Source organism: Nocardia violaceofusca NBRC 14427 (assembly GCF_963869435.1).
Taxonomy (GTDB): Bacteria; Actinomycetota; Actinomycetes; order Mycobacteriales; family Mycobacteriaceae; genus Nocardia; species Nocardia aobensis.
Window position 1 is genome coordinate 1 of record NZ_CAWMPM010000034.1, and the last position, 12,937, is coordinate 12,937.

A 12,937-nucleotide genomic window follows, 5' to 3' on the forward strand; every position below is an offset into this window, starting at 1 on the left:
CCCGACCGGCCGATGTTGGGCCGAGGCCAAATCCCGAACGCGCCCATGCCGCGGCTCTGCTGGCGTTCTCGGCCTAACACCGAGGCGATGGAGTGCTGGCCTCGACCGCGCTAGACGCGGCATCGACCTCCGACCCCCAGCATCGTTTCACCAAGCCCTCGACACCACACCGCGTGCGGGAACGTCTCCACTCCAATTTCAGCCTGTCGTCGATTACACACACGACCGCCCGCACCTTCGGTGTCGATCTCCACTGTTGACCAGTACCGCTCTCGTTTTGTCTTCTCGTCTTCGGTCCCCTATCGGAAAGGTTTGTGTTCATGCCGTCTGCGAACTCTGTTCCTACCGTGTCCCGCCCGGAATTCGATCGCCTCGAACAACGCGGCGCTGCGGGCACCACCCGCGTCCTCGACGAGATGGGCTCCACCGTCGCCGATCGCTGGCGTGGTGAGCACGCCGGGTGGCGGGGCCGTCACTGGGCCTACCTCGACGACCAGCACGGGGTGCTGCGCCTGCACCCGATCAACGTGACCCGCGTGTCGAGCCAGGCAGCCGCCTGAACTAGCCGATTCCGTTTCACCGTCCAGATCACCGCGGCCCCCCACCATTCATAGCGGTGGGTCGCGCCGTTCGTCTCCTTGTAGGAGGTCTTCTGTGAGTTCGACCGCCCTTTCCGTTGTCCCCGACATCGAACCCGACACCGACTCGACCACGTCCACCGCGGCTGGCGATCCCGCCGACGGTGAGCGCACTGGCTTCCAGCCCGAGTCCTCTCCCACCGGTGACGACGCCTCCGACGGCCAGTCAGTTCCGCCGGATGCGACTGCGGCGTATATGGATCCGCGGGAGTTGGTGATCGCGGAGAATGTGCGCAAAGACTTCGATGTCGCCGAACACCCGAAACAGGCCGACTCGATCCGCGAGTTCGGCGTCGGTGCGCCGGTGCTGGCCGAACGCGAACCCGACGGCACCGTGCATGTGATCGATGGCCAGGTGCGGGTGTTAATCGCCCAAGCCGTCGGCGTCGCCCGAGTTCCGGTGTGGATCACCGACGCACCCACCACCGTCGATGCCAAGCAGCGTCGCATCGACCGCACGATGGCCCAGATCAACCTCAACGAGCGCCGGATCCCGTTGACCCAGGCCGACTACGCCGCCGGTGTCGCGCTCATGCTGGATCTGGGTGCCTCACCGACACGGGTGGCGAAAGGGCTGCAACAGACCAAGCGCGCCGACGTGCGCAAGCTCGCCGCGGTGGGCCGGTCCGCGACCGGACGCAAGCTCGCCGACAACGGACAGTTCAGTCTCGATCAGCTCGCGGTCATCGCCGAGTACGACAACCTCGGCGACACTGACGCGGTGGAGAAGCTAACCTCCGCGTCCCGCTACAACTTCGGCTACACGGCCAAGGCGATCGCCGCCGACCGTGAGGAAACCCGACGACGCCTGCACGCCTCACTTCCCCACGCCGCCTGCGGATTCGGGATCCTCACCGACGAACTCGGGACCGACGACGGCTACCTACCTGCCGCCGATCTCGCCCGCGCCGATGGCGAACCGGTCACCGACGCCGACGTGTATGCCGACCCGGCGCGGTGGGTGGTGTGGGTCGATGTCGAGGAAAACGGTGAGCTGATCGATACCGCCACCGGCGCGCTCGTCGATCCCGACACCGTCGACTGGGACACCCAGCACGACCCCGACATCGAACCCGGTGACGGGTTGCGTCGCGCCGACGGGCTCGCCTGGCGCGACCGCTGGATCCCGACCTACTACCTGCCCGCAGACCAACTCGACACCACCGGACTACGGCTGCCTGTCCCGCAGGCCACCGACCCGCAGGAGGCCCTGGCCGCCGCCGAACGCGCTGCGGCGGCGCGGGAGGAATCACGATTGGCGCGGCGCCGGGTACGGGAGCTGAACAAGCGCGGTGTCGCCGCAGCCGAGCGGCGCGAGGAATTCCTCGCCAAATACTTCCAACGCACCAAACCACCCACCCAGGCCGCGCATTTCGTCGCCGAGTACCTGGCACGGAACGTGGCGCCGGGAGCGGCGCAGCTGGTGACCAAGCTGCTCGGAATCGGGTGGTCTACGGAAGAACTGGTGAAAGTCATCCGATCGGCGTCGGCCAACCGTGCCTGGGTGCTCGCGCTGGGCATGGTGCTGGCCAACCGGGAAGTTACCCTGGACAAGAGCCTGTGGCGAACCCGGTCCGAGTCCACCACCCGATATCTGCACCTGCTCGCTGACATCGCCGCTGGCGACGACGATTTCGCGTTGGTCGACGTCGAACAGGCCGCCGCCGGCGACATCGACTACCACGACATCCCCATCGACAAATAACCACACCGGCCCTGCCACTCCGCGGCCGGGCCGGTCCGCATGCAATCCGATCCTGCTTGCTGATGAATGAGGAGTACGCCCATGGCCGGTGACACGGTCTTGACCGTCATAGGAAATCTGACTGACTCGCCAGAGCTCAGATTTACCCCCGCCGGCGCGGCGGTCGTCAATTTCACCGTCGCCTCGACGCCGCGGTATTTCGACCGCAACGCCGGTGAGTGGAAAGACGGCGATCCGTTGTTCCTGCGGTGCAACCTGTGGCGACAGGCAGCGGAGAATCTCGCCGAATCCCTCTCGCGCGGCGCGCGGGTGATCGTGACCGGGCGACTCAAGCAGCGCTCGTTCACCACCCGCGAGGGCGACAAACGCACCGTCGTCGAACTTGACGTCGACGAGGTCGGCGCCTCGTTGCGCTACGCCACCGCGACCGTCACCCGCGCCTCCACCGGCGCTTCCGGTGGGCCACGTACCCGCCGTGCCGTGACAACGCATCGCGACGGGTTCGGCAACCCCGACACGGACACCAGCACGGGGTTCGATCAGCCAGCGGCGGCCCCGTCGGGTGGTGAGGATCCGTGGCGGGAGCCGGCGATGGCCGGCGCCGGCGCGGGGTTCGGCGACGACGCACCCCCGTTCTAACGCACTGTCTCTCTGTTCCATTTGCTCGGCTCGCTCACCCCGCCCGGAACCGTCTCCCGGTTCCGGGCGGGGTGAGTGCGTTGTGGGGCGGGCGGCTGGCCGGTCGGTGTGACCAGCCGTCCGAGGGCTACCAGGGCGGGCCGCGCCGCGCGTGACGGCCCGCGCCCGGCGCCCACGAATTCCCCGGCGCGCCGCCCACACGCCCCAGCCAGTCCGGTTGGTGTGCGCGGGAATTCGCCCGCGCACGCCCCGGCGCGTTCCGCCATATCCCGCGCGTCGTGTCCCTCCCTGGTTCTTGCGCCCTCGGCTGGTCACCACGACCGGCCCGACACCCGCCTGTTCGATCGGGGCCGTGACGGTCCCAGCGGGTGCTCGCACATCTTCGATTGACGATAGGACGAACTCGTGACCGAAACCAGCACCTTCCTCGATGCCATCGCCGAACTCGACTACCGCATCACCAGTGACCGCCGCGCCGCGCGCCGCACCTTCACCATCGCACTGACCCTCGCCACCCCGGCTGAGCGGGAGGTGCTCGACGCGATGGTCGAGACCTTCACCCTCTACCCGTACCGCACCGCGCTGCTGCGCCTGGACGCCTCGTTCCGCGACGACGAACCCCAACGCGCACTGCTGGCGCGGCTGCTGCCCGGCACCGACCCCGGTCTGTATGTGCGTGAGCGTGCCGGGCGGATCGCGCTCTTGGAACAGCGCGCCCGCACAGGCGGCGGCAGCGTCGATGACGAAGCCTTCCGCGACTACGCCCCCCTCACCGCCGTCGAAACCGAGCGCACCTCGATCCGGTTGTGGCGCAACCCGCCCGCCCGCGTCTACCTCGCGCCGTCACGGCAGACCGACAAGTCACGCATGACCCCCGAGCAGATCACCGCGCGGGTCCGTGCCCGCGGCAAACGCCGACCCGCGCTCGTCGAACCCGATGCGGTCGCCGCCTACGTCGCCGACACTCTGCACCGCGACACCATGGCCGGTGAGCTCTCCCGGACCCGCGCCAGCGAGCAGCGCTTCCGCGACCTCGGCCTGCTCGCCGAACCCACCCCCTCCTCGTCGGAGCGCGTGCAGGGCGCGCAGCCGCGCAGCGACGAGGACGTGCGGGCACGCTGGGATTTCGAGTTCGTCCACCACGTCGCCGACCAGCACACCCACGACGCCGCGACCGCCGAGCCCAGTCGCCGAATCTCGCACGACAACGCGCTCGCCTACGCCGATGCCCGCACCGGTGTGCGCGGAGATCTGCGGCCCGAGTTGCCGTTCCAAGGCGACAGTGTCGACTACACCCGCGAAGCCATGACCCCGATCTCCGGGTGGCGCTGCGTCGCCTGCTTCATCGAACGCTCCACCCACGACCAGCACCTGATCCACTCCGACAACGGGCGGCGGCGCAGCGACGACGGGCTGTGCGACCACTGCCGCAGCGACGAGCGCACCCCGCGCCTGCCCGAACTCCCCACCGGATTCACCGCCCCCGACCTCGCCTGCACCTACTGCCGATTCCTCACCACCAGCTACCCGGGCGCCGCGCCCGCCCTGCTCGCGGAGACACGGCGCCGCGCGCCGCGCTGGCTGACCACCATCATCGACGAACACCTTCCCCAGCCCGAACGCACCGAGCAGGCCGCCGATCGCGGCGCCGACGTCGAACCCGGTGCGGCACAGGCGAAGCCTGCGACCCGTCGCCGTCAAGGCCCGGTGACCGGTGCCGGGCAGCGCCAGGCCCGCTGCGAGGGATGCACCCGCATCCGCGCCATCCACGACGACGGGTTCTGCACCGAATGCCGCGTCTGGCTCGGACTCGTCACCCCACCCACACGCCAGACCGTCGCCGCCTGACACAGACGACGCTCGCGCTCCGGTCCGTCGCGGTGACGCCTCCCCCGCGACGGACCGGCCACCACCCCCTCTGTGAGGAGTTTCGCGTGCACGACCTGCTCATTTTCATCGTCGGCCTTCCCATCGGTCTTGCACTGTCGGGCCACCCACTCATGACCGTCCCCGACGCCCGCGCACCGCGCGACGACAGGCGCCCGCACGACTAACCCGGCTACGCCACGCCGCCGCGGCGCAGCCGCGCTCGCGTGCGTCAGCGTGGGGCCTGCGAACAGCCGACCCGCAGGCCCCACCATCGTTCCCCCACATTCACTCTCACTCACTCCACACACACTCACCACACCACCCCCACACCACATATTCCACACCCACCCATAACCCCCATTCCCCCATAACCCCTCACCCCCACACACTCACTCACCTTAAGCACACACTCACTCACCTTAAGCAGACCTCATGCATCGAGGAATCTGAGAATTTCCTTACATCGTGGGGAAATGACGCGATTTGATACAAACTACCTCCCTTCGAAACCTGGAAACAATGGGCGCCATGGGCATGTGATGAATAGATGACCGCGACGCTCCACAAAATTCTCGCGGGCGATAGCTACCGGTATTACCTTCGTCAGGTCGCTGCGGCCGATGCCACCGACCGCGGCCCGGGAACCCTATCGGACTACTACTCCGTCCACGGTGAGCAACCCGGCCTGTGGTGGGGTGACGGGCTTGCCGCCCTGGGCCTCTCGCCCGGTGAGGAGGTCGCCGAAGCGCAGATGCGGGCGTTGTTCGGCCACGGCCGCCATCCCGACACCGACGCGATCACCGCACGCATTATCGCTTCCGAGACTGCGAATGGAACCAGCCTCAAAGCCGCGTCCGAAATCGCGGCACGCGCGACACGTTTGGGTAATCCGTATCGCACCTATTCCGATGACAACGAGTTCCGAAAACGCTGCGGCAAGGCGTTCGCTGAACACAATCTCGCTGCCGGAGTCGACGCCCGCGCGGCGATTCCCGACGAGGTTCGCGCACGGATTCGCACCGACGTCGCGACGGAAATGTTCACCGAACATTACGAGCGACCGCCGTTGGATGACCGCGAGTTGTCCGGGTTCGTCGCCAAGATTTCGCGCCCGAAGTCAGCGGCGGTCGCCGGGTTCGACCTCACGTTCTCTCCGGTCAAAAGCGTCTCCGCGCTGTGGGCCATCGCCCCCGTCGAGGTCTCCCGGCGCATCGCCGCAGCGCACGACGCCGCCGTGGACGACGCACTGCGATGGCTGCAAAAGCATGGGATCTTCACCCGAGCGGGCCGCAACGGGGTGCGTCAACTCGATGTCGACGGCATCATCGCCGCACGATTCGTTCACCGCGAATCCCGGTGCGGGGACCCTGATTTGCACACCCACGTCGTCATCGCCAACCGCGTCCGCGTTGCGGACGGGCGCTGGCGGACCCTGGACGCGGCGCAGATCTACCGGCTGAACGTGACGATCAGCGAGATCTACAACACCCGCCTCGAACACCACCTACGCGCCGACCTCGGCGTCGAGTTCGCCGAGGTCGGCGCCGGCACCAACCCGAACAAACGCCCCATCCGCGAGATCGTCGGCATCCCCGCGGTATTGATCCGGTACTGGTCACGCCGCGACGCCGCCATCCGCACACGGCTGGGCGAGCTGACTGTCGAGTTCCACCAGCAACTCGGGCGCGAGCCCACCGCGGCCGAGATGTGGAATCTCTCCCAGGTCGCGACGTTGCAGACCCGCCCCGCCAAACACCTATCGCGGTCGTGGGCCGAGCAACGCCGCGACTGGCGCACCCAAGCCTCCACTGTGCTCGGGAGCCACACCATCCTCGACCGAGTCGTTGCCACCAGCATCAACCGCGCGTCGCCTCCCTCGCCGGTGGTCCATGAGGATCGCGTCGCGGGTATCGCGCGTGAGGTGGTGGAGGTGGTGTCGGCGCAGCGGTCGGTGTGGCAGCACCACCACATCCGCGCCGAAACCGAACGCCGCATCCGGGCCCTCACCGACCGCGATACGTGGGCGGGCGTCGCCGACGCCGTTGTCGTCCAAGCACTCTCGCCCCGCCATTCACTCGCCCGGACCGATCCCGATATCGCTGCCGAACCCGACCTCGCCGCTGTGCCCGCGCCGTTCCAGCGCCGCGACGGCGCCAGCGTCTACACCCGGTCCGGCACCCAGACCTATACCTCCGCCCGCCAACTCGACATCGAATACCGCCTCACGGCGCTGTCGGTCCAGCCCGGCGCCCGCACCATCGATGAGCGTTTCGTGACCGCCGCGATCGCGGCCTACAACACCGATCCCGCCCACGAAGGCAAGAAACTCAACGCCGGCCAAGCCGCCATGGTCACCCACTTCTCCACATCCGCGGCGCGCATCGCGGTCGCCTCCGCCCCGGCGGGCACCGGGAAAACCACCGCCATGCGCGTCCTCGTCGACGCCTGGCACGCCTCCGGCGGAACAGTCCTGGGTCTGGCCCCCGAGGCCGCGCCCGCCGCGATCCTCGCCGAAGCCACCGGCGCCCGCGTCGAAACCGTCGACCGACTCCTCCACATCCTCGACCCACACCGACCACGCAATGACCCCGAAACCGTGCGATCGGCCGACGATTTCCCCGCCTCCGTACCGATGTGGGTCCACCAAATCGACGACCGGACGCTGGTGATCGTCGATGAACACATCAAACTATCGGATCGAAAACGGCTACGGTTGTTCGAATTCCTCACCGCCCGCGGCGCCACCATCCGGTGTGTCGGCGACGACAAACAACTGCCCGCCATCGACGCCGGCGGCGCCGGAATCGACACCACCCACACCCCCGACACGATCACCTTGACCCACGTGGTGCGCTTCGCCGACACCGCAGAAGCCACCGCCGGCCTCGCACTGCGCGACGGCGATCCATCAGGTCTCGGCTTCTACCTCGACCACCAGCGCATCCATTCCGGCAGCGCCGCCACCGTCGCCGACAAAGCCTATGGCGCCTGGTTCGCCGACCGGCACACCGGACGCGACGCGATCATGCTCGCGCCGACCCACGACATCGTCACCGACCTCAACCACCGCGCCCGCGCCGACCGCCTCGCCCGCACCACCGAAAGCGCCTCGGCTATGACGGTATTGGGAGATGGGTTGTCCGCGTCCGCCGGTGACATCGTCTGCACCCGCCGCAACAACCGCCACCTTTCTCTCGGGGAACGCGACTGGGTGCGCAACGGCTACCGCTGGCACATCGACACCGTCCACTCCGACGGCAGCCTCACCGTCACCCACCTGCGCCCCGGCGGCCGGCCCGGTCCGGCCACGGTGCTTCCTCCCGAATACGTCGGCCTGCATGTGCGTCTCGGGTACGCGATGACGATCGATTCCGCCCAAGGCACCACCGCCGACACCTGCCACACCGTGCTCACGGGCAGCGAATCACGCAACCAGCTCTACGTCGCGATCACCCGCGGCATCCACGCCAACCACCTCTACATCCCCACCACCATCGACGGCAGCGAACTCTCTTTCTGGACCGAACCCGCCATACTCCCCCGCACCGCCGTCGAAGTCCTGCAACACATCCTCGCCCGCGAGGCCACCCACACCAGCGCCCACACCTCCCTGCGCGACGCCCTCGACCCCCACCGCCGCCTCGGCCGCGCCGTCGACATCTGCCTCGACGCCATCGGCGTCGCCACCGAACACACCCTCGGACCCGACACCCTCACCCGGCTCGACCACCACGCCGAAACTCTGTTGCCCGGACTCACCGACGCACCCGCCTACCCCACGCTGCGCCAGCACCTCGCCATCCTCGCCCTCGCCGGCCACAACCCCGCTAACGCGCTGCGCGAGGCTATCGACGAACGCGAACTCGACACCGCGAAAGACCCCGCCGCCGTGCTGGATTGGCGCCTCGACACCAGCGGCGCACACTCCACCGGAACCGGACCCCTGCCCTGGCTCAACGGCCTCCCCGACCAGATCACCGACAAAACCATCGCCGACCAACTGTGCGCCCACCAGCGGATCGTCGCCGACCTCGCCGCCCGGATAACCATCGATGCCCGCACGTGGGTCGCTGCTACTGCACCGGGCTGGGCGCGGCCGCTACTTGGCAACCGGGAACTGATCGCGGAGCTGGCGGTGTGGCGCGCCGCCCACCACGTCCCCGACACCGACCTACGCCCTACCGGCCCCACCCGCTTTCCCACCCGCGAACGCGACCACCAAACACGTCTCACCGCCCGGGTGACCGATGCGCTCGGCGACCTCCACACCGCCACCCACACCTGGGAACCGCTGGCCAAACGACTCGACACCCGCATCACCAGCGACCCCTGGTGGCCCGTCCTCGCCGACTATCTCGACACCGCCGCCGCGGCCGGACTCGACGTCGACCCCCTGCTCACCAACGCCGCCGCCACCCGTCCGCTGCCCGACGACATGCCCGCCACCGCACTCTGGTCACGGCTGCGCCTCGATCCCGCGGCGCTGACCACCCCCACCGGACCCCCTCTGCGCCCCGACTGGACACCGCACCTGCACGACATCCTCGGCCCCGACACCGCCGAACACGTCATCAACGACCCGGCATGGCCGCGGCTGGTCGCCGCCATCGACACCGCCCCCACCGACTGGTCACCGCGCGATCTCATCACCGCCGCCCACGAACTTCTACTCGCCGCCACCGACGACAACGCGTCCCCGCCGCGCGCCGATCAACTTGCTACCGCATTGGCCTGGCGCATCGAAATACTCACCCACTCCACCGAAAACGCCACGCCGACAGCCGAAACCGACGGGAACATGACACCAAACCCACCCGATCCCAACGAAAACCCGACCGCCCACCCAGCCCAGGGAAATCCCGATTCCGGACCTGCCGCCATCGTCGGCGAGATCGGCGAACGGGTGTCCACCGGCCGCTTCGACGACGCCCGACAGACCTTCACGCGCCTCACCGCACACCTGCACGACACCGACCGCGACTTGCTGCGACGAGTCATCACAACCCTGTCCACCCGCGCCTATCCCGTCGCGGTCGCCCGCCTGCACTGGGCCGCCGACCACTACCCCGACCACCGCGCCTTCATCCTCGCCGCCATCCCTGCCACCGATCCCCACCTCTATCAACCCCAAGACACCACCCGCCCCATCCGCGACCCGCGCACCGCAGCACGCGATCATCGCGAATGGACCGACCACACACGCCGACGCACGCCCCGACCCGACCCTGGCCGCGACGCCTTCGACGCCTACACACGATTCTTCGCCGATCTCGACGTCGACCCCACCCACCTGTCCGTCCCCGAAGGCACCGGTACCACCCGACATCAACCCACCCGCGAAGCATCAGAACGCGCCGAAACCACCAGCTTCCTGGCCGACACCGGCTACATCGTCGACTACGACCGTTACGCAGTCGCCGACCATCACGGCCTTCCCTGCCTGGCCTGCGGACTCGAACGCGCCCTGCTCGACACCCCCCTACCGCTCGTAAACCACTGCGACGACGGGCTGTGCAGTACCTGCCGCGACGACAACCAACGCGGCATCCCCGACCACAATCCCGTCGACCACATGAACGCTCGCTGCACCTTCATCACCACTCACCACACCCCGGCAGCCGCGCTGTCTCTGCTACGGAAGACATGGCGGCACACCACAAATCCTGCCGACCGCACCACCATCGAAACCTTCGCCCGCACTGTCCACACACCCTCAACAGACACCGCAGACCCGAACCTCGACAGCGGCTTCGATCCAACCAACCCGATTCACCTGCTTACCGACGCGGCACTGCGCGACTCCGCCCACACCGTCGAACTCCGCATCCACCTTGCCGACAACGAGGCCACCATGTACGGGCCCGCGCCCGGTACCTCTGACGACGCCAACCCAACCGATACTCACTGGCTAGAAGAAGAACTCACCGAACTCCAAGCAGAACTCACACGCCGCGCACACCTCACCCCAAAACAAGCGGCCACCGACCACGCAAAACGAACCCCACCCCCGGACGAATCCGACACATGGTCGCCTTTCGAGCCACCAGCACCAGAGTTCAACTCCGGCCGCGACGGCCACGGTCCAGAATTCTGACCGACCCGAGTGGATCGATGTGATCCCCGTCCCATCCCGCCGAGGTTCGGCGCGATCGCGCTGGCCTGCCTCGAAACCTTGGTTTCGAGACAGAGCCCGGTTCGAATACGCGCGGGTGTCGTGTCGACCACCCACCAGCACCTCGAACGCCAGCTGGTCGCGTTGCGCGAGTACGGAATTCCGGAGGACCGGATCTACACCGACCGCAAGACCGGCGCCACCATGGACCGCCCAGGGTGGGGCAAGCTGCAGAAGATGCTGCGTGAGGGCGATCGGATCGTGGCAACCAACCTCGACCGCTACGGGCGCAACCTGCGCGAGTGCCTCAACATCATCCACGACCTGCGCGAGCAGGGGCGTGGGCATCAAGACGTTGAAAGACCCGATCCCGATCGACACCAGTAACGCCTCGCCGATGGCCGAGATCGCCGTCGCGCTGCTGGCGCTGTTCGCGCACATGGAGCGGACTTTCAAGCACGAGCGGGCCGCTCACGCCCGAGAGGTCGCTACCGCCCGCGGCGTGCGCGCTGGCCAGCCACGCAGACTCACCGCCGATTAGCTTGCTGCCGCCCAGGCCGCGCTCGGCGCCGGGCAGAAACCCGAATCGGTCGCGGCCGCTTTCGGCGTCTCCCGCGCTATCCTCTACCCCTATTTCGCCGAGGCCGCCGAGGCTGGATCGGCCGACGGGAAGGCTTCGCAGTGACCACCTCCGTTCCGCTGCCGTGGCTGGCATCTCCAATCCAGTACTACGGCGACAAGGCCCGCCTCGCCGAACAGATCGCGGCTACGCAAGCCCAGTGAAGAGCGATCTGGAGCGGCATGGGAGTTCCGGAATGATCGCGAGACGGTTACAGAACGCCCCACTGCTCCAACGCTTTGTGGGCTTCGACGCCCGTGGTGAGAACCTTCTCCCCAGTCGTCATCGTGAGCGTGACCGCAGCGAGAACCGCCCGGAACCGGTCCATGAAGCCCCGCGTCTTCGGGGTGGGGTTGTTCACCACCATCTGAGGCCCCTTGATGGCCACAGCACCGATGCTGGTCTCGACGGCTTCCTCGAGGGCTTTCGGTCCACGCACAACGCACAGCCGAATCGCGCTTTGAATCCGGGAGAGCTGTTCGAGGATGAACTCCTTGAGCGGGGACGGGACCTCGGTATCGGCAAGGAGATCGGAGTAGAGCGTCGTGATCGACTCGTTCAGCTCAACCAGCTTGTCATTGTCGACACGGGGTTCGACCCCCGCCCGGCTCAGCAGTCCGCTGCACGCGCGGAGGACGGAAATCTCCGGGTCACCGTAGAACTGCGTAACGCCTTGAGTGGTGGAGGTGAGTGACCACATCCGGCCAATGACGCCGTCCACCTTGGGCTTCCAGCTCAGCAGCCACTGAAGGTCGTCGTGGTCCTTGTCTGCGGCAGCCGTGACGAGGGGCTCGATCTTGGCTGGCAGCGCAACGAAGTATCCGAAACTCTGGATGAATTCGGTGTCGTTGCTCGCACCGAAGACGATCTCCAGCGACTGCTTGAGCGGCGCGCCCTGCTCGACCTTCCTCAGTTGATCGAGAAGGTCAGCAAGGCGCTGGGCAGGGTTGTTGGATGGCACTCGAAAATTGTGCCGTCGAGCCCTGCGGGTAACTACGTCACCCCCCTGGTGCCCTCGACCGCTCGCATCCGCGACGGCAAGGTCAAGGCCGCTCCCAAAGAGGGGGCTCCTGCACGGTCGGGTGACAGTTGTCACCTCCCCGTGCAGCAGCCCCGAGTCTTGAGCTGCGTCCAGACTGCGTTACGAAAGTCGGTAGGGCACCACGTACTACTTCCCCTAGCGCCCCTACCTGCGGATCTGTCGAACGGCTCGCTGGCCAATCCCGCAGGGAGAGCTGAAAATTCGGATGTGCTACCCTGTGTGCGAGGGGACAATTGTGTCCTCGATGCCTCAACCTTCAGGGTCTGAGGCATTTTTCGTATCCACAGGAAATCGAAGCCCCAGGTGGCCCGGG

The 12,937-nt window shown here is 67.4% G+C and carries 8 protein-coding genes; 7 read left to right on the plus strand and 1 reads right to left on the minus strand.

What is annotated here, in order from left to right:
* The first annotated feature begins 320 nt into the window (after positions 1–320).
* The 7 genes from AC5592_RS25980 (at position 321) to AC5592_RS26010 (ending at position 11,504) form a co-directional block, all read left to right on the plus strand.
* A complete protein-coding gene (locus AC5592_RS25980; protein WP_157122203.1) occupies positions 321–560 on the plus strand; it encodes a hypothetical protein in 240 nt (79 codons plus the stop codon).
* Positions 561–654: 94 nt separating this feature from the next.
* The gene (locus AC5592_RS25985; RefSeq protein WP_063065710.1) at positions 655–2,343 is read left to right on the plus strand and encodes a ParB/RepB/Spo0J family partition protein; all 1,689 of its coding nucleotides are present in this window, start codon (positions 655–657) and stop codon (positions 2,341–2,343) included.
* 81 nt (positions 2,344–2,424) lie between these two features.
* Positions 2,425–2,982, plus strand: coding sequence for a single-stranded DNA-binding protein (locus AC5592_RS25990; protein ID WP_063065711.1), 558 nt, complete (start codon positions 2,425–2,427; stop codon positions 2,980–2,982).
* 405 nt (positions 2,983–3,387) lie between these two features.
* Positions 3,388–4,830, plus strand: a complete 1,443-nt coding sequence (locus tag AC5592_RS25995; protein ID WP_063065712.1) for a hypothetical protein — start codon at positions 3,388–3,390, stop codon at positions 4,828–4,830.
* 568 nt (positions 4,831–5,398) lie between these two features.
* On the plus strand, positions 5,399–10,945 hold the full coding sequence (mobF, locus tag AC5592_RS26000; RefSeq protein WP_063065713.1) for a MobF family relaxase: 5,547 nt from the start codon (positions 5,399–5,401) through the stop codon (positions 10,943–10,945).
* Between the two features lie 120 nt (positions 10,946–11,065).
* Positions 11,066–11,350, plus strand: coding sequence for a recombinase family protein (locus AC5592_RS26005; RefSeq protein ID WP_063065714.1), 285 nt, complete (start codon positions 11,066–11,068; stop codon positions 11,348–11,350).
* Positions 11,304–11,504, plus strand: a complete 201-nt coding sequence (locus AC5592_RS26010; RefSeq protein ID WP_084507167.1) for a recombinase family protein — start codon at positions 11,304–11,306, stop codon at positions 11,502–11,504. The genes AC5592_RS26005 and AC5592_RS26010 overlap by 47 nt, the downstream gene beginning before the upstream one ends.
* A gap of 289 nt (positions 11,505–11,793) precedes the next feature.
* Here the strand turns inward: AC5592_RS26010 and AC5592_RS26015 are convergent, their stop codons facing one another.
* Positions 11,794–12,543: a hypothetical protein gene (locus AC5592_RS26015; protein ID WP_063065715.1), complete on the minus strand. Its 750-nt coding sequence runs from the start codon at positions 12,541–12,543 to the stop codon at positions 11,794–11,796.
* Positions 12,544–12,937: the final 394 nt, after the last annotated feature.